We start from the raw sequence: 17,967 nt of genomic DNA, 5'->3' as shown, positions 1-17,967 counted from the left end.
ACCGTCTGGTTCGTCCGCGGGCGTTACCGCGACACCCTCGGGTCGAGGACGCCGTAGGCCAGGTCCACGAGGAAGTTGGCGAAGATGACCAGGAACGCGGAGCAGAGCGTCACTCCGACGATCAGGGGCAGGTCGACGGTGCCGACCGCGTCCAGCAGCAGCGCGCCCAGCCCCTGCATGCTGAACACCTTCTCGCTGATCACCGCACCGCCGAGCAGCGTGCCGAGGTCGAGTCCGAAGACGGTGACGACCGGGATGAGGACGTTGCGCAGCCCGTGACGGCCGATCACCCGACGCTCCCGCAGCCCCTTGGCCCTGGCGGTCCGGATGTAGTCCTCGCCGAGCACCTCGAGCATCTGGCCCCGGGTCAGCCGGGCGTAGACCGCGGCGGAGAGCAGGGCGAGCACGGACCACGGCAGGACCAGGTGCCAGGCCCACCGGACCGGGTCCTCGGTCAACGGCACGTAGCCGCCGACCGGCACCATGTCGAGGGTGAAGCCGAACAGCAGGATGCCCAGCAGCGCCACCAGGTAGCTCGGGGCGGAGACGCCGACGGTGGACAGCAGCATCGCCGTACGGTCGACCGCTGTCCCCCGCCGGACCGCGGCGAGCACTCCGGCACCGACACCGACGACCAGCCAGAGCGCGGCGGCGCCGAGTGCGATGGAGAAGGTGACCGGCGCGCGTTCCACGATGAGCTGGGTGACCGGTTCGTTCAACCGGAACGAGTAGCCGAAGCAGGGGGCGGCGCACTCCACCGCGGCGAGCCCGGACCCGAAGTGCCGGCCGGCGACGATGCCACCGAGGAAGTCGAGGTACTGCCGCGCCCAGGGCTTGTCGTATCCCATGAACGCGCTTGCCTCGGCGAGCCGTTGCGGGGTGCAGGGACGGCCACAGGAGAGCTGGGCGGGGTCGGCCGGTAGCAGGTAGAAGACCGCGTACGTCAGCACGCTGATCACCAGCAGGGTGCCGACCATGCCGAGCAGGCGTAGTGCGACGTACCGGAGGGCGCTCATCGGCGTGTCTCCCGGGTGCGTGGGTCGAGCGCGTCGCGCAGTCCGTCGCCGAACAGGTTGAAGGCGAGGGTGGCGAGGAAGAGTGCCGCGCCGGGGAAGACCAGGAACATCGGGTCGGTCTGCACCCAGGAGATGGCGTCGCCGATCGTCCGGCCCCAGGCCGGGGTCGGTGGCGGCACGCCGACGCCGAGGAAGGACAGGGCGGCCTCCGCGCCGATCATGCCGGGGACCGTCATGGTGGCGTAGACGATGATGGTCGACCAGAGGTTCGGCAGGTACTGGTGCCGGAGCAGGTGCGCGGGGCCGGCGCCGAGCGCGGTGGCGGCGATCACGAACGTCCGTTTTTTCAGGGCGAGGGTCTGACCCCGGATGACCCGGGCGATCGACGGCCAGCCGAACAGTCCGATGACCAGGATGACCAGGAGTTGCTTGGGGAACCGGGCGGGTGCGATCGCCCCGAGCGCGATGACGAAGACGAGCCAGGGGAAGCCGAGCAGGACGTCGATGAGCCGGCTCGCCACCCGGTCGTACCATCCGCCGAAGTAGCCCGAGGTGATTCCGACGAGAACCCCGATGAGCACCGAGAGCGCGGTGGCGCCGAAGCCGACCAGGAACGACGTACGGGCGCCGTGCACCACGACGGCGAACAGGTCGCGTCCGGTCATCGGCTCGACGCCGAACCAGTGGTCGGCGCTGATCCCGCCGCCGAAGCCGATCGGTGCCCCCGCGTCGGTTACGGCGGTCAGGTCGTAGGTGTAGGGGTCGTGGCCGCCGATCGCGGAGAGCAGCGGCGCGGCGAGGGCGACGAGCAGGAAGACCAGGATGACCGCCCCGCCGGCTACCGCCCAGCGGTCGCCCAGGAGCCGGCGCAGCGGGTGCCGCGTGGTCCGCGACAGCGGGATGTCAGGCAGGGCTGGCGAGATGTCGACGGACACGTGGCCTTCTTCGGGTGTGAAGCGGGATGCCGGTCAGCGCGTGGTTCGCGGGCGGCAACACTGCTCGGGCACGGGCCACTCCTTCGGGTACGGGTGACGAGCGGGTGGACGTACGCCCTCGCTGTCGAACCCATCCGGCGGTCGACGGCGCCGATCGTATGGCCTTTCCGAGCCGATCGGGAGGGCCCGTAAACCCTGTCCGCCACCTCGTCCCGGGCCGAACCGGCCGCCTTGGCACCCGACGAGCACACCGGGATACTCGACGTTTCCGCAGCTCAGCCGGTCCGTCGAAGCTGTCGACAGGACTACGTGGACAGTGATTGATGACGATGTCTGGCGCCCCACCCCTAGACCCACAAAGCCCATATGGTTAATAGGAATTAATCACCCTGCAGGTTCGACGCAACAACTCCCCCGCCCCCGGGCCGGCACGACCTCCAGCCACCCGGGAAACCGGGTGCGCGGGGAGAGGTGGGTGGAACTCGCCGAGCGGTCCCGCCACGTTCCGGCAGACGGGTCGTGTCACCAGGTCCCCTGGCGGCCCACCGGCCGTCACGGCCGGGAGTCGCCGCGACCGCGCTCGCGGGCGCGCCTCAGGCTGGCCGCCTCGCCGCCGATCGGCAACCAGTAGAACGGGACAAACGCACCCACCACCGCCAACCCGACGATCGGGTGGACCGCGCCCAGCGCGATGCCGGCGGCGATCCAGAGCGGCGCGGGGCGGAACCGCCTGCTGATCGCCCTCGCCGCGATGTCGTCGGTGGTGTCCGTCAACAGACGGCCGCCGTACCTCGCGTACTCCCAGATCACGTTGAAGAGTACGGCTGCCGCCAGGTAGGCGGCCCCGTAGAAGACCAGGGCGACCCGCTGCCCGTGACCGGACTCGAACGCGCGGGTCAGGACGGACGACGCGAACGGCAGGAACGCGATCACCATCAGCAGCAGCGTGTTGAGCAGGATCACCAGGCGGTCGGCGGAGTGGAGGTGATCGAGCATGACGTGGTGGTTCGCCCACATCTGACCGATCAACAGGAAGGTGGTGACGTAGACCAGGTAGGACGGCCACAGGTCGACCAGGCCGCGCAGCAGGTGACGGGTGTCCTCCGGTGGGCGGATCTCCAGGATGAGCAGGGTGACGGCGATGGCTATGACGGCGTCACTGAACGCGACGAGCCGCGTCGGGTCCCGCGCCGGACCGATCGGCGTGCTGGATCCGCTCGGTGCGCTGGATCCGCTCGGTGCGCTGGATCCGCTCGCGTGGTTCGCGGAGGTGCCACGAGTCACGCGAAACCAACGCACCGGCTCTCCCCCATCGATGGATCAAGGAGGCGTACGGGCGGGTCTTCCCGCGCTCGCCCGCTTCAAACCGGACAGCGCCCGCCGACCCGGACACCGAGCCGCCGGCAACCCAGCCCCCTGTGACCACGGTCGCCGGATCTTGCCTTGACCTGAAGTGGGATTGAGGTTTTAACGTTCCGAGGGTGGGTCACGACAACCCTGGTCGGATCCGGCACGCGACGCGAACCGGGCCGACGAGGACATCGGGCTCCGGACCCGACATCGATCAACGTGGCACGGCTGGCCGGTGCCGGCAGCGCCCGAGGAACAGGGGAACAAGCCATGGATCGCCCCGTACGGGTCGCCGTCGTCGGTGCTGGGCCGGCTGGCATCTACGCCGCCGACATCCTCACCAAGGCCGCCCCGGCGGCCACGGTCGACATCTTCGACCGGTTGCCGACCCCGTACGGTCTGATCCGGTACGGCGTGGCACCCGACCATCCCAGGATCAAGGAGATCGTCACCGCGCTGCACCACGTGCTCGACGATCCACGGATCCGGTTCATCGGCAACGTCGACTACGGCGTGGACGTGAAGCCGGACGAGCTCGACCCGTTCTACGACGCGATCGTCATCGCCACCGGCGCCGACCTCGACCGCGACCTGGACATCCCCGGGATCGAGCTGCCCGGTAGCTTCGGCGCCGCCGACTTTGTCTCCTGGTACGACGGGCACCCCGACGCCCCGCGCGACTGGCCGTTGACCGCCTCCAGCGTCGCCGTCATCGGAGCGGGCAACGTCGCGGTGGACGTCGCCCGGATGCTCGCCAAGACCGCGGGCGAGCTGCTGGAGACCGAGATCCCGGACAACGTCCACCGGCGGCTGCTGACCAGCCCGGTGACCGACGTGCACGTGTTCTCCCGGCGCGGCCCGGCGCAGGTCAAGTTCACCCCGCAGGAGCTTCGGGAGCTCGACGAGTCGCCGAACGTCGAGGTCGTCGTCCATCCCGAGGGCATCGAGTTCGACGACGCGAGCCTGGCCACGATCCGTGCCCGGCGGACGGTCAAGATGTGCGTGGACATCCTGCAGAACTGGGCGGCGCGTGAGCCGCGCGGGCGTACCCGCCGCCTGCACCTGCACTTCCTGCAGGCGCCGGTGGCGATCGCCGGCACGGACCGGGTCACCGGCCTACGTACCGAGACGCAGGCGCTGACCGGCGACGGTTGGGTACGCGGCACCGGTGACTTCACCGACTGGGACGTGCAGGCGGTCTACCGGGCGATCGGCTACCTCAGCCGCCCGGTCGCGGACCTGCCGTTCGACCCGGTCACCGGGACCATCCCACACGACGCCGGCCGGGTGCTGGATCTCGACGGCAACCAGATCCCCGGCCGGTACGTGACCGGCTGGATCAAGCGCGGCCCGGTCGGTCTGATCGGCCACACCAAGAAGGACGCGAACGAGACGGTCGCCAGTCTGCTGGCCGACCTGCGGACCCTGCCGGCGGCCGCACACGCCGACCCGGCCGACGTGCTCACCTATCTTGACCGGCGAAACCTCGCCCACACCACCTGGGCGGGTTGGCAGCGGCTGGACCGGCACGAGATCGACCTGGGCCGCCCGCACGGCCGTAAGCGGGTCAAGGTCGTGCCCCGCGACGAGATGATCGAGATCAGCAACAGAGCCGACGCGCCGTAGCCGCGACGGTCGCGCCCGTGGACGGCACGAGTGGTCCACGGGCGCGAGGCGGTGGTCACGCCGCCGGCATGGTGTCCATGAAGGAGCTGACCGAGAACACCGCCCGGCCGGGTCCGGCCGGGCCGTACCCGGGTGGGCTCGACAGGCCGTGGGCCTCCATGGTCGCGCGGTAGACCTCGAGCAGCCGGACGTGGTATTCGAGCGGTGCCCCTTCGGGGTTGGCCCGGCCGAGCGGGGTGGTCGGCTCCGGGCACCAGGTGGTGAACCGAGGTGTGATCCCCCGCGACATGAAGTAGTGCAGTCCCTCGGCGGTGGACTCGATGGCCTGGTCGACGTTGGTGAAGCCGTGCGGGGCGGCCATCTCGACGCCCGCCACGAAGTTCGGGATGACGTTACGTGGACCGAACACCTCGGCGGAGTCGAGGATGCGGCGGTGCCACTCCTCCCGGCCGACGTACCGCTCCTTGCCAGGGCAGTAGAGCTCGAACAGCCGCTTGTCCCACACCTCGTAGTTGGGGTGGTAGATGCGGATGCCGTAGTCGTGGAAGCGCTGGACGTCGGCCCGGGGCAGCGCCTGGGCGACCACCTTGCCGATCCAGCGTCCCGGGAACCGTTCCTCGATCGCCTGTGCGTACTGGCCGTAGAAGTCCGCCTCGCCCAGCCCGCCGACCTGGGAGGTGATGCTGCCACCGGTGAGGGTGTACGCCTGCGACGCCCGCTCGGTGTCGTGCCGGTCGATGATCTCGAGAGCCTGGAGCACCTCGTCGACGGGCTTGACGCCGGTGTAGGGGCGTCCGGCCTGCTTGTGCTGCCGCCAGTTGTGGTTGATGTCGCAGTACTGGCACTCCTCCTTCGCGCCGAAGTACTGGCAGACCCGGAACGCGGTCAGGTAGATCAGGTAGCCCCACTGGATGGTCGGGGCGACCTCCATCACCGACTTGCCGTTGGTCAGCGTCTCGCGGTAGTAGGCCGGCATCGGGGGCAGTCCGACGTCGGCGATCGGCCGGTCGTCGAGGAACAGCCGCAGCCGCCCGTCGCCGTCGGTCCGAACCCGGTACGGCGACCCCGGATTGGTACGCACCGAGACGACGGTGCGGCGCAGCCCGTACGGGCCACCGGTGAGCACGATCTCCTCCGGTGGGCGGCGCAGCGCGGCCGTACCGAGCTCCGGCAGTGTCCGGTGGTCGAAGGAGAAGATGAAGTACGACTTCGGCTTGACGTCGCCGCTCTCGTTGTCGGTCAGTGCCGAGTCGTCGAAGGCCAGTCCGCCGCGCAGCAGGTCCTCCTTGATGACCGCCTCTCGCGGCACCTGCGGGAAACGGCTCATCAGCTCTTCGACAAGGTCGGTACGCGACGCCACGTGGTCCTCCTGAACGGGTTGTACGGAACCGGGTGGCCGGGCGCCACCCGGTTCCGGTGAATCAGCTCTGCTTGGTCTCCCAGAAGATCTTCGAGATCTCCTCGATCTTCGCCAGGAGCTGCTCCGCGACGGCCGGGTCCGCGGAACCCTTCGCACCGCCGGCACCCGCCAACTTGGTGGCCTCGTTGAACAGCCCGTGCAGCCGAGGGTACTTCTCGAAGTGCGGCGCCTTGAAGTAGTCGGTCCACAGGACCCAGAGGTGGTGCTTGACCAGCTCGGCCCGCTGCTCCTTCAGGATCAGCGAGCGGGTACGGAACTCCGGGTCGTCGCTGGCCTGGTACTTCTCGGAGATCGCCTTGATCGACTCAGCCTCGATCCGGGCCTGCGCCGGGTCGTAGACGCCGCACGGCAGGTCACAGTGGGCGCTCACGACGGTACGGGGGCGGAGAAGGCGTGGCAGGTGCATCAGATTCCTTCCGACATCGGTGAAGAGGTGGCGAGCTGCGACGGCGAAGTTGGGCGGCGAAGCTCGGCGTCGCGCGGGGCGGGTGTCGATCGGCCCCTCACGGCCGGTTACCCGGATGACGTCGAGGCCCCACTCGATAGCGGCCGGCAGCGCCACTCATACGCCACCATGGCCTCGGTCATCGGCTCCCGAGCCGCAGCTTGATCCACAACCGCACGGTAGAACCTCAACCGGACTTCATGTCAAATCCGATGCCGTCATCGGCTCGCCTCGTCGAGGCGTACCGGCCCCTGGCCGCGCTTGCCGAGGCCGTCGCCGGGATTGAGCAGGCCGCATGCCCTCATCGAGAGGCACCCGCAACCGATACAGCCGACGAGCTGGTGTTCGAGGTTCTCGATGTAACGCCGCCGCCCCTCCAGCTCCCGCTTCCAGGACCGCGAGACGCGCTCCCAGTCCAGGTGGCTCGGGGCCCGGTCGGTGGGCAGCGTGGCGAAGATCGCGGCGACGTCACCCAGGCGGATACCGAGCCGCTTGGCGACCAGGATGAGCGCGACGCGACGAAGCATGTACCGCCGGTAGAGGCGCTGGTTGCCCGCACTCCGTTCGGCGAAGATGAGCCCCTCCCGCTCGTAGAAGTACAGCGCGGACGCGGGCACTCCGGTGCGGGCGACGACCTCGCCGAGGGTCAGCCGGTCCTCCGGGCTCGCCGACTCGGGCACGGACCGCTCCGCCGGCATCTGCATCACCGCTCCTCGTCAAGACCTGCGCCGAAGGTAGGACTTCAACCCGGGTTGACATCAAGGCGAGTCGCGCGACAGCGAGCCGCGCGACAGCGACAGCGACAGCGACAGCGACAGCGACAGCGACAGCGACAGCGACAGCGACAGCGACCAACGAGGAACGAGGAACGAGGAACGAGGAACGAGGAACGAGGAACGAGCGTGGGCGAGGTCTGTCGGCGTCGGGCGGCGTTCCTGTAGGGCCGAGGGGCGGGGTCGTCGAATCTGACGGACCCCGCCCGCGCTCCCGGATCGCTACCCGGCGTAGGTCTCGAACTCGGCGACCCTCGGGGTGGCGGTCGCACCGGTGATCCTGAATGTGATCTTGCTCAGCGAGGTCGACGGGAAGGTGATCGCGCCAGCCCCGCTGCCGGAGGCCAGGACGGCACCGGTGCCGTGATTGATCACCTGCCAGGAGCCGATGTTGCCGGTGGCGCCCGACGCCTCACGGATGACGATCCTGGACACCGTGGTCGCGGAACCCCACTTGATCGAGATGTCACCGGTCGACCCGACCGGCGACCAGTAGGTGCTCATGTTGCCGTCCCGTACGTCGCCGTAGCCGGTCCCGCTCGCCTTGCTGGAGCCGTCGGAGCCGGCGCCGATGCTGAGGTTGGTCCCGCCCGGCTGTGTCGGCGTCGGCGTCGGGCCGGTCGGGGTGGGCGTGGGAGTGGTCGGGGTCGGCGTGGGGCGGGTCGGGGTGGGCGTCGGGGTCTGCGGCGAGCAGTTGCCGTTCGACTCCCTCAGACCGGTGTTCGCGCCGGCCGTCTGGCGGACGATGTCCGGCACGCAGCTCGCCCCGTCGAGGCTGTAGGAGTACGGGATGCTGACGGTGGTGTTCGACTGCGGGTTGGGGCCGGCGGGGTTGTTCTCGCTGCCGGGGGCGGACCAGGTCACGTTGTCGAAGATGTTGCCGCTGACCTGCCAGTAGCCGGCCTCACTGGTGTAGAAGGTGCCAAGGACGTCCTTGGCGTTGCGGAAGTGGTTGTTGTCCACCTTGGCACGGGCCCCGGCGCGGGAGTTGATACCGGACTCGTAGAGGTTCACGTACGAGTTGTTGTAGATGTGCGCGATGCCGCCACGCAGCAGCGGCGTACGGGAGTCGATGTTCTCGTACAGGTTGTGGTGGTAGGTGATGAAGCCGTTCGAGCGGTCGCTCTCGCTGGACCCGACGAGTCCCCCACGGCCGGAGTTACGCAGGATGCTGTAGGACAGGGTCACGTACTGGGTGTTGTCCTTCATGTCGAAGAGGCCGTCGAATCCCTCCGACTCCCCACCCGAGGCTTCCAGGGTGACGTGGTCGACCCAGACGTTGCGTACGGTGCTCTCCATGCCGATGGCGTCACCGCCGTTGGACGTGGGTGAACCCGACTTCTTGACGTTCCGGACGGTCACGTTCCGGATGATGATGTTGCTGGCGTCGCGGACATGGATGCCGAGCTGGTCGAAGAGGGCCCCGCCGCCGACTCCGATGATCGTGACGTTGCTGATCTGCTTGAGTTCGATCACGCCGGCGGCGGTGTTGCAGCTGTCGCCCGACACCTTGCTGGTGTTGCCGTGGTTGATCGTGCCCGACACCTCGATGATGATCGGGGTGCTGCTGCTGGCCCGACCACACAGGGCAGCGTGGATCGCGGTTCCCGTGGTGGCCCGTACCGTCTGTCCGCCCGCGCCGCCGGTGGTCCCACCGTTCTGGGTGGCATAGCCGGTGGCACTGCCGACCGCTGCCGCCGCCCGGGGTACCGGTAGAGCCGTCACCCCGATCGCGGCTGCCATGGTCGCCGTCGCCAGCACCGCCTGGAGTCGCCGTGCGCCTGGTCGTCTCATCCTGCCTCGCCTTCGTCGTCGATGGTGGCGCTTCGTGCCGTGATCGGGTCGGGAGTCGCCGTGGCCCGTCGACCTGTTGCCGGACGGGCCACGGAGCAACCCGCGCCGGCTCTTCCCCGGTGTGGATCGGGTCGGCGGTCCCACTTCCGCCCGGCCTTCGAGGCGTCGGCTCCCGACCCGCTCCGGGGCGCCGAACCGGGTTTCCCCGTCCAGCCCGGAACGTCCTACCGGGAACGTTCGGACGCGGCCTCGACCCACGCGCCGACCCGCTCCTATCCGCCGACCGCCACTACGCCGACGTTGCAGGAAAGCGCATTCCTTAACAAGGTGCCGGCCGAGCCCGAGGAAGTCAATGGGGCGCCACGTGCAGGTTTGTTGCATCGCCCTCGATCACGGAGTATCCGCAACGCATCGACCAACGTCATGACTTGCCGGGCACGGGCAACCGACCCCGGTACGTTCACGCCAACCCCGAGCCGGCGCCATGGCCCGACCATCGTTCGCCTCCGCCGACACCCTTGCGCCGACGTTGGCGATCAATAGCATCGATGTCACCTGATGGGCTGCCCGGCCCGGAACACGGGTCCCGGCACAACGGAGAGGACACCGATGCGGAACTTCGACAAGGGCCCAGGCACGACGGGGCCCGGCACCGCGGGCTTGTCCCGGCGACGCCTGCTGCACGCCGGGGCGGCGGCCACCGGTGGCGCGTTGCTGGTAGGCACCGCCGGGGCAGCTCAGGCGTCGTCACGCGGCCGGCGGTCTCCGCTCCGCGCCCGTGCCCTGGCTCCCGGTGACCGGGTTCGGGTGGTGGCGCCGGGCCGCACCCCGACCCCGGCCCTGATGAACCGTGGCATCGAGATCCTTCGCGGCTGGGGGCTGGAGGTGGAGCTGGGTGAACACGTCTTCGCCCGGTACGGCTACCTGGCCGGCACCGACGCGCAGCGGTTGGCCGACCTGAACTCCGCGTTCGCCGACCCGGGTGTGCGGGCCGTCTTCGCCGCTCGCGGCGGCTACGGCACCCAACGGATCGTCGACCAGATAGACCTGTCGACGCTGCGTCGCGACCCGAAGGTGGTGGTCGGATTCAGCGACATCACCAGCATCCACGGTCGGCTGTGGCGCGAGACCGGCCTGGTCGGCTTCTACGGTCCGATGGTCAACTGGACGGACAGCCGGACCGGTCCGGAATCGGCCGAGGCGCTGCGACGGGCGGTGATGACCACCGACCCGATCACCGTCACCCGGGATCCGGCCGAGACCGCCGCCTCGGTCATGGTGCCGGGTCGGGCGACCGGCCCGCTGCTCGGCGGGTGCCTGACCCTGATCTCAACCTCGCTGGGTGCCGACGACGCCCCGGACTTCGACGACGCGATCCTGTTCTTCGAGGATGTGGACGAGCCTCCGTACAGCTACGACAGGATGCTGACCGAACTGCGCCGGGTCGGCGTACTCGGTCGGGTCGCCGGGGTGGTGGTCGGCCAGATAACCAACAGCGTCGGCGCGCCCGGCGAGTGGGACGCCGCGGCCGTACTCAAGGACCGCCTCTATGACCTCGGTGTACCGGTGCTGGGTGGACTCCGGCTCGGGCACGGCAACGGTCAGCTCACCGTACCCCTGGGGGCTCGGGCGACGATCGACGCCGAGGCTGGGACGCTGACCGCCGAGGCCGGCGTCCGGTAGTCCGACCCAGGCCGCGGTCAGCGGCCGGACAGCAGGACCACAGGCTTGGGGCCGCGTCGTCGGTGTGCGCAGCCGACGGCGCCGAGCTTGGGAAACACAGACCGTACGAGTGACATCGGCTGGCGGACGCGGCATTCGTCAGTCCCCCCGGACCCGGAAGTTGTTGCCGTCGGGATCGGCCAGCAGGACGGTGCCATCACTGCCGATCCCCAGCACAGTGGCTCCGAGGCTGATCATCCGTTCGACCTGCGCTTGCCGGTCGCCGTCGGCAGTGACGTCGAAGTGCTGCCGACTCCTCGCCTCCTTCGGAGCCAGGGGCGGCCCTCCCCACGCGACCTTCGTGCCGCCTTGCGGTGACTGGATCGCGGTCTCCTGGTCCTGGTCCCACACCAGCGGCCAGCCCAGCGCCTCACTCCAGAAGAGACCAACCTCCCGGGTGCCGTCGCAGGCGATTTCCCCGAGCAGACCACAACCGGCGAGGAAGGCATTACCAGGTGGGATCACGCAGAACTCGTTGCCCTCGGGGTCGGCCAGGACGACGTGCTCCTCTTCGGGGAGCTGTCCGACATCGAGATGGCTGGCGCCGAGCGCCAGCGCTTGTGCCACCATGTGTTCCTGGTCGGAGAGGCTGACGCTGGTCAGATGAAGGTGCATGAGGTTCTGACCCGCCTTCGGCGTCGCGCCGGGGACGAACCGGAGACCTGGCTGGCCGTCCTCGCCGGGCAGGAACGCACCGCCGACATCCTCGATGACCTCCCTGCCCAGCACGGCGGACCAGAACCGCGCCAGACGGCCGGCGTCGTACGCGTCGAAGGTCACCGTCAGCAGTCGTGAGTGCATCACCGCACCGTAGGTACCTGCCCGCGACGCATCAAGGCATTAACGCTTCGACGGACTGGCCGGACCCGGAACGTCTTCGCCAAGGCCCGGCCTCAGCAGCGGAAGACCGACCAGCAGATGTCGTCGCGTAACCGTCGGTCATCGAGGACGAGTTCGCGAATCGCCTCCGGAAGCTGGTCGCGTTGCCACTGGCACTCGACTCGTCCCGCGGCCTCACCCGAACCCTCCGGTGCCGCGGCACGTACGGCCTTGATCGCGTAGGCGGCGGCGCCGAGTTCGTGGGCGGCGACGTGGGCGACGACCCCGGCCTGGCCGGCGGCGTACGCGGCATGCCGTGCCGCCCCCAGGAGGTCTCGGGCCGATCCCATCGCGTCTCCGCCCGCCGCGCGGGCCAGCATCATCGTGACCTCACCCCGGACCCAGGCCCGGGCATGCTCGATCGTGTGACGTGGTCGAAGGTCCCCGGGCCGGGCCGGGCCGGGCCGACTCGAGGAGGCCGATCACGTCAGGCGGTCGGCTCTCTGCCGCAGGGAACGGTCAAGTGCGCTCATCAGTTGGGCGACCCGACTGGTGCCGATGGCGGCAAGCGGATAGCGGCGGAGCACGTCGACGAGCACCGGGGTAGCACGGCGCCGGGACCGTTCCAGCAGGGCGTCGCCGATCGTGGGGTCGCCGCCGGCCTCGATCTCCCCGATGCGCGCGGCGCTCGCGGAGGCCCGCAGGATGTGGCCGACCTGGCTGGCCCTGGCAATGGGATGCAGGTACGCGGCCGAGGCGGCGTCACCGGCGGATCGCGCTGCCAGTTTCACGGCCTCGCCGGGCGCGGACCGGGCGGCTCGATGGGCCTCCAGGGAGGTCACACGCTGCAACCTTGTCCTGTTCGCGCCGTTGATGAACACCCAGGCCGCGTCGATAGCCTCACGAGGGCGGGGATCGTCGGGTACGGCCCGTTCGTAGACCGGCAGGACATCCTCGGCGTGCCGGACGACGTAACGCGTCACGACACGCAGCTCGTCCATGGTCAGGTCGAAGTCCCCGGACACGGTGTGCCTGTTCTGTGCCATGTCCATGAATCGTATCGTTGAACTCTCGGTTGAGGCTTTGCAGCCGAGTACGACCGCCTCGAGCGCGGTGACGTCGCGGGCGTGGCGCTATTCCTCGCGCACGTAGGCGTACGCGTCGCGACCGTGGTTGAAGTTCAGGAAGAACCAGTTCGAGCTGTCCGGAACGATCTGCCGCAGCGTGCCGGCAACCTCGATGTCGTAGTCCGCACAGAGCACGGCAAGGCGCTCTCCGACGAGTGAGCGGAGCGCGGCGAGCGCGGCGGTGAAACCGAACTGGTTGAGTCCCTCACGTTCGGCATCCTCGCTGTACATCGCGTCCAGAAATGCCGTGAACACCGCGCGGAGATCCTTCAGCGCCTGCTCCAGGCCGCTGCTGATTCCGCGCGTGTTCATTTCGTCGGTGAGTATCTGCCTGATCTGGATGACCGACAGGACGCAGTGCTCACTGACCTCGGCGCCGTACTGCGCGAAGAGGACCCGACGGTCCTCCAAGGCGTTGAGTACTCGGCGGACAATCTCGCGGTCACCGTCTTTGTGTTCCCACTGTAGGCCAGCAATCGGTGTGGAAAATCCGGTCAGTCGCCAGGGCAGACGCCACCGTGCCATCCCACAATGTTATCGACAGGGTCCATGGGACACCACGCCCGGCGAGACTCTCAGAGCGGGACTGCGAGAACAGGTTCCAGCACGTCGCACCCTCGATGGCCTTCAGCTTTGGGTCGACGGATGCGGTTTGCGCGGTATCGCCACGCCTAGACCCGCCGCCCGACACCCTGTCAGCACTCAGTCGATTGCCGGTGGGAGCAGATGACGCAGCGTCGGACCGACGGCCATGGCCAGCGTGCCGTCGTCGCCGGAGTGCATGACCAGGTTGACCACTCCCATCGCGACGTGTCCGGTGCGCGTTTCGGCGGCTGCGGTCGCGAGATCGGGCAGCGCGAGATCGGCGAGTAGCCGCCGGATCAGGGCACCTTCGCCCCAGAGGGCTTCTGCGGGGATGGAAAGCCGGCCCAGCCAGGACAGTAGGATCGCTGCTCTACCGACCGCCGAGGGCGTGGCGGCGGCGAGCCGTCGACGTATGTCGTCGACTTGCGCATCGGACAGTTGGCCGGCTTGCTGACCGGTGACGGCGGCCAGCACAGGGTGCAGCACCTCGGGAACCCCGCGCTCGCTCAGGCTGCGCTCGCCCGCTCTCCCGGCGGGGCGGAACTGTGGGTGGCCTTCGTGCAGGTTGAGCAGGTCGGCCAACGGTGCCAGGAACGGGACGAACTGGTTCGGTATCCCGTGCTCGGCCAGAAACAGGTGGAGCGCCGTGGGATCCGCCAAGACAAGGTTGTCGCGGAACCGCGACCGTTCCCAGCCGACCGTGCCGTGGCCGTGAAGACCAGCGCTGGCGAGCACGTCACCCGCTGTGTCCCGGAGTACGATCGTCGGCCCACCCTGACAACGACAGGTGTCACCGGTAAGGCGGCCCGCCGTGGTCAACATCCGCGCCGCGTCGACCGACACAACGTCCGGCAACTCCACCAGAACGGCACGGCCGGCGAGAGGACCGGCGTCCTCGCCACCTTCGACGATCTGCACCGTCCGGGTACGGGACCAGACACCGTCAAGCCATTCGATCATCCGTACCTCCGGCGCCACGCCACCGATCATCGCAGGCGTCGGCGCTGTCGCCGCCCTCGCTGCTCGTCGCCACACTCCTCGCTCCGTCATGAAGTGCACCGCTGCCGCTGTCGTCCGGATGTTCAGTGTGGGAACGCGCGCGGGATGCGCGCGTTGAGGCGTTCGTCGCGGAACGTCTGGATGCGGGTGATCACCTGTCGCCTACCGACGGTGTTCTCGATGCGGTCGAGGTACAGACATCGAGCGGCGAGTTTGTCGAGGTCGACGGTGAAGTAGATCGCCATGAGCGGGTTGACGAACAGGCTGTTGCCGCCGGTGCGCCGGGTGAACCGGACGTCGCCGAAGGCACCGCTGGTGGCGGCGGCGATCTGACCTTGGACGATGCTCGGGCGGTCCGGGGTTGCGGCCTGGGCGTCGGCGACGGCATCGCGGTACAACGCCGCCTCCGGACTGGATCCGGGGATGGACAGCGCCCCGAGGTAGCCGCCCTCACGGTCCAGTGCGGCAAGGTTCTCCAGCACCTGGACGTGATTGACGCCGTCGTGGGCGTCGATGCCAAAACCGAGACTGGTCACCAGCTTGATCGGCACGTCCAGCGCGGTTACGGCGGCCAGGCTGGTGATGTCCTCGACCGGGGTGCCGAGATCGGTTTCGTCGCCCCGGAGCAGGACGTCGGTGCCACCGTCGACCAGCACCACCGCGTCGATGTCGAGTTGTTCGACCAGGTGCCGGTAGGCCGCCCGTAGCGTCTGGACGCCGAGCGGCGGGAAGGCGTACACGGTTGACGGCAGTTCCTGGGCCGCCAGCCATCGGGCCAGTGTTCGTTCCGGGAAGTACCAGTCCGGGCTGACGGTGTCCGCCCGCACCGCGGCGACGTGCTCCGCTACCCACGCCTTCCGGTCCATCAACTCGAGCTCGGAGAAGGACAGGCTCGCCAGGTGCACCTTCGCGCCACCGCGCCGGAGGGCCAGTGCCAACGGCAGGCCCGCGTACACGTCGAATCCCCCGCCGGCTCCGGCGATGAGGATGTTCCGCGCCGGAGCCAGCGCGGCGAACAGTGGCGGAACGGCCAACGAGAACAGACCGGGATCGGACGGCAGCACGGCGGGGTTCATCACTCAGCAATGATCAACTACACCACGCCTTCGGGCGCTCGGGTCCACCGTCAGCCGACAGCAGCGATCGGGCCGGTTTACCTGCCGGTGTGGGTGAGGTGCATGCGGTGTGCGCCGGTTTAGGGTGGTGTCGAGTCAGCAGACCGGTTGGGCCTCTTGCCGCACGCCGCTGCGGAGCGCATCCCCGCGAAATGGTCGTGGTAGCGGGTCGCCCTTCGGTCAGGGTCGTTTCCGGAATGGGGCAACGGTGGCACGGATCCGGTCAGCCGTGCCCCATTCGTCATCGAACTGGGCCAGCACGGCGAGGTGTTGTCGCAGTTGGACAATCGGCATGCGGGACTGCCAGTCATTGTCGAGCGAGGTCAGGTCGGCATAGACCTCGAAGAACCGTCGCGCTTCGGGCGGGGGCGCGGTCGACCAGACATGAGCGAGATCGACCTCGGCCCACATGTAGGACACAGCCGGGTCGACCAGTGCGGGGCGCCAATCCGGAGCCGCCATCACGTTCTGTGCCCACAGGTCGCCGTGCGTCAGGCACGCGGGCCGGTCCGGGAGCAGCTCCGGCAGCCGATGACAGAGCCGCTCCACCGCCGCCCGGTCCTCCGGATCGAGCGCCGCCTCGACGCGGGGCTCACCGAGCCAGCGCAGCAACCGGTGCTGCACGAAGAACGAGAAGCCGTCGTCATCCCAGGTGTTGACCTGCCGGCGTCGGCCCAGCCAGTTGTCGCGGTGCCAACCGAAGCGAGAGTGGGTGGTACTCGTGTGCAGGCGGGCGAGCATGCGCGCGAACTGCTCCCAGAAGACCTCGGTGCGCGGCCTCGGCCGCAGTACCGACAGCACGAGCAGTTCCCGGTCCGCCAGGATCACGTCGGGTGTTGCCACACCGCCGAGCTCACGCAGAGCGGCCAACCCCTCGGCCTCCGCCACGAAGACATCGTCGGCCGGCGGGTCGGCAAAAGCCTTGACGAACACCGACGGTACGTCCCGGCGCGTGGCGACGCCCGCGAGGGCCGCGATCCCACCCGTCACCGGCTCCACCGCGACGACATCACGCATCCCGGCCCGGAGCAGGCAGTTCATCAGAAACTCCGCCGACCGCAGCGCCACGGGCCCCTCCGTATCCGGGTGCTTGTTCGCCGAATCTCAGGTGATCGACCGATCGTCACCCGGGCTCGGAGGCGAGCTGCTGCGTCAATCGATCCAGGCCGGTCCTGATCAGCCGCGCGTACTCGTCATCGCCCAGCGCGTCGATGCCCGCCTGCGCGAGCTGGAGGTGCTCGCGAGCACGGTCGAGATGGCCGAGCTTGCGGTAGCAGTCGCTCATGTTCAGGTGCAACGACGGGTACGGACCGGCCACTGGCAAGGTCACCCCGGCCTGGGCGACCCGGGCGTCGGTGAGCAGGTCGGCCGCCGACAGCGCACGCTGATCCCAGATCAACTCCTGGTGGACGTCGTCCTGCACATCGGCCATCGAGTGCGCGAGAACGCAGACGTGCAGGGGGTCGCCTTGTTCTCCGCCGATCTCGTCCCAGATCTGCGCGAACAGGTCCCGGGCGGCCTCACGCTGCCCTTGATGATGATGCAACTGCACCCCTTGGTTGATGCGGGTGAGCGTTTCATCGGTGATCATCGGCAGCTCCTGCACGGCTCATCTCACGACGATGGCACGGATCGTACTTGCCCCGCAGTCCTCGCCGACGCCGCAACGCGTCTCCGCTTCATGAGGTCGATCTCCGCGCGAGTAACGGCAAGCTGTCCGTGGGTGATTGAGTCCGGGTGTCTTAGCGGTGGCCGAACTCCGGCACGGGGCGGACGTGTGCCAGCGGCTGCTCCCGTTGCTTAGCCGAACCGAGATCGAGGCTGTAGTAGGGCTATGTCACCTCTGGTGGGCAGGCGACGGCGGCCCGGCCACTGGTGGATGGCGAACGGCCCCCGCCTGTTACCGCACAGGAGCGGAAACAGGCAGATATCGAGCAGGGCGTGCGTCCGGGGCGAGGCATCAAATGGTGGGCCGGTTGGCCGAGCCGCCCCGTACATCGCGGCAGATCCGGACGTACCCAATCACCAGGCTGTGGCAGATACGGCTGCCGACGCCGCGCGTTCGCGGACGCTGACCGAACTGCCCGAGGCGAACAGGACCGCCGCGACAGGACCGTAGCGGTCCTGGCCGGAGTGGAGCCCTTCCAGCCGGTCCGGTGCCGCAGCGGCGTGCCGACGCAAATCGTCAACCAAGGTCATCTTGCGATGTTAGCGGCGTCCCGGAAATGGTCGGCTACGGCT

General features: G+C 68.9%; 17 protein-coding genes and 1 pseudogene. 2 read left to right on the top strand and 16 right to left on the bottom strand.

Annotated features, from left to right (window positions below):
• Window positions 1–23: 23 nt before the first annotated feature.
• The 3 genes from ACI2K4_RS28665 to ACI2K4_RS28655 form a co-directional block, all read right to left on the bottom strand.
• Window positions 24–1,016 (bottom strand): ABC transporter permease, encoded by a 993-nt coding sequence (locus tag ACI2K4_RS28665; RefSeq protein WP_404515812.1) that lies wholly within the window; start codon window positions 1,014–1,016, stop codon window positions 24–26.
• On the bottom strand, window positions 1,013–1,951 hold the full coding sequence (locus tag ACI2K4_RS28660; protein WP_404515811.1) for an ABC transporter permease: 939 nt from the start codon (window positions 1,949–1,951) through the stop codon (window positions 1,013–1,015). The genes ACI2K4_RS28665 and ACI2K4_RS28660 overlap by 4 nt, the downstream gene beginning before the upstream one ends.
• A 552-nt stretch (window positions 1,952–2,503) precedes the next feature.
• Window positions 2,504–3,250: a TMEM175 family protein gene (locus ACI2K4_RS28655; RefSeq protein ID WP_404515810.1), complete on the bottom strand. Its 747-nt coding sequence runs from the start codon at window positions 3,248–3,250 to the stop codon at window positions 2,504–2,506.
• 321 nt (window positions 3,251–3,571) lie between these two features.
• Here ACI2K4_RS28655 and ACI2K4_RS28650 point away from each other — a divergent pair, with 321 nt between their 5' ends.
• Window positions 3,572–4,927 carry an FAD-dependent oxidoreductase gene (locus tag ACI2K4_RS28650; RefSeq protein WP_404515809.1) on the top strand — a complete coding sequence of 452 codons (1,356 nt, stop codon included), beginning with the start codon at window positions 3,572–3,574 and terminating at the stop codon, window positions 4,925–4,927.
• 55 nt (window positions 4,928–4,982) lie between these two features.
• On the opposite strand, the gene ACI2K4_RS28645 is transcribed toward ACI2K4_RS28650, so the two are convergent.
• From ACI2K4_RS28645 to ACI2K4_RS28630, 4 genes are all read right to left on the bottom strand, one after another.
• Entirely contained in the window at window positions 4,983–6,287 is a 1,305-nt protein-coding gene (locus ACI2K4_RS28645; protein WP_404515807.1) for a radical SAM protein, read from the bottom strand.
• A 61-nt stretch (window positions 6,288–6,348) separates the two neighbouring features.
• The gene (gene sodN, locus ACI2K4_RS28640; protein ID WP_404515805.1) at window positions 6,349–6,753 is read right to left on the bottom strand and encodes a superoxide dismutase, Ni; all 405 of its coding nucleotides are present in this window, start codon (window positions 6,751–6,753) and stop codon (window positions 6,349–6,351) included.
• Window positions 6,754–7,010: 257 nt separating this feature from the next.
• Window positions 7,011–7,496, bottom strand: a complete 486-nt coding sequence (gene soxR, locus ACI2K4_RS28635; protein ID WP_404515804.1) for a redox-sensitive transcriptional activator SoxR — start codon at window positions 7,494–7,496, stop codon at window positions 7,011–7,013.
• 291 nt (window positions 7,497–7,787) lie between these two features.
• A complete protein-coding gene (locus ACI2K4_RS28630; RefSeq protein ID WP_404515803.1) occupies window positions 7,788–9,359 on the bottom strand; it encodes a polysaccharide lyase family 1 protein in 1,572 nt (523 codons plus the stop codon).
• Window positions 9,360–9,968: 609 nt separating this feature from the next.
• Here ACI2K4_RS28630 and ACI2K4_RS28625 point away from each other — a divergent pair.
• Window positions 9,969–11,042, top strand: coding sequence for an LD-carboxypeptidase (locus tag ACI2K4_RS28625; RefSeq protein WP_404515802.1), 1,074 nt, complete (start codon window positions 9,969–9,971; stop codon window positions 11,040–11,042).
• 138 nt (window positions 11,043–11,180) lie between these two features.
• Here the strand turns inward: ACI2K4_RS28625 and ACI2K4_RS28620 are convergent, their stop codons facing one another.
• From ACI2K4_RS28620 to ACI2K4_RS28580, 9 genes and pseudogenes are all read right to left on the bottom strand, one after another.
• Window positions 11,181–11,882, bottom strand: a complete 702-nt coding sequence (locus tag ACI2K4_RS28620; protein WP_404515800.1) for a VOC family protein — start codon at window positions 11,880–11,882, stop codon at window positions 11,181–11,183.
• 92 nt (window positions 11,883–11,974) lie between these two features.
• Window positions 11,975–12,355: pseudogene (locus tag ACI2K4_RS28615) on the bottom strand (putative immunity protein); the annotation flags it as partial.
• A gap of 27 nt (window positions 12,356–12,382) precedes the next feature.
• Window positions 12,383–12,946, bottom strand: a complete 564-nt coding sequence (locus tag ACI2K4_RS28610) for a putative immunity protein (protein WP_404515798.1) — start codon at window positions 12,944–12,946, stop codon at window positions 12,383–12,385.
• Between the two features lie 87 nt (window positions 12,947–13,033).
• Window positions 13,034–13,552, bottom strand: coding sequence for a DUF6650 family protein (locus ACI2K4_RS28605; RefSeq protein WP_404515797.1), 519 nt, complete (start codon window positions 13,550–13,552; stop codon window positions 13,034–13,036).
• Between the two features lie 177 nt (window positions 13,553–13,729).
• Window positions 13,730–14,530, bottom strand: coding sequence for a hypothetical protein (locus ACI2K4_RS28600; RefSeq protein WP_404515796.1), 801 nt, complete (start codon window positions 14,528–14,530; stop codon window positions 13,730–13,732).
• Between the two features lie 164 nt (window positions 14,531–14,694).
• Window positions 14,695–15,687 (bottom strand): DUF1152 domain-containing protein, encoded by a 993-nt coding sequence (locus ACI2K4_RS28595; RefSeq protein WP_404515897.1) that lies wholly within the window; start codon window positions 15,685–15,687, stop codon window positions 14,695–14,697.
• A gap of 219 nt (window positions 15,688–15,906) precedes the next feature.
• Window positions 15,907–16,794, bottom strand: coding sequence for a fructosamine kinase family protein (locus ACI2K4_RS28590; protein WP_404515795.1), 888 nt, complete (start codon window positions 16,792–16,794; stop codon window positions 15,907–15,909).
• A gap of 55 nt (window positions 16,795–16,849) precedes the next feature.
• Window positions 16,850–17,317, bottom strand: a complete 468-nt coding sequence (locus ACI2K4_RS28585) for a hypothetical protein (RefSeq protein WP_404515794.1) — start codon at window positions 17,315–17,317, stop codon at window positions 16,850–16,852.
• A 431-nt stretch (window positions 17,318–17,748) separates the two neighbouring features.
• Window positions 17,749–17,925 (bottom strand): hypothetical protein, encoded by a 177-nt coding sequence (locus ACI2K4_RS28580; RefSeq protein ID WP_404515792.1) that lies wholly within the window; start codon window positions 17,923–17,925, stop codon window positions 17,749–17,751.
• Window positions 17,926–17,967: the final 42 nt, after the last annotated feature.

Origin of the sequence: Micromonospora sp. NPDC050397, assembly GCF_044901685.1 — a bacterium.
GTDB lineage: Bacteria > Actinomycetota > Actinomycetes > Mycobacteriales > Micromonosporaceae > Micromonospora_G.
This window is presented reverse-complemented; position numbering and strand designations above follow the sequence as displayed.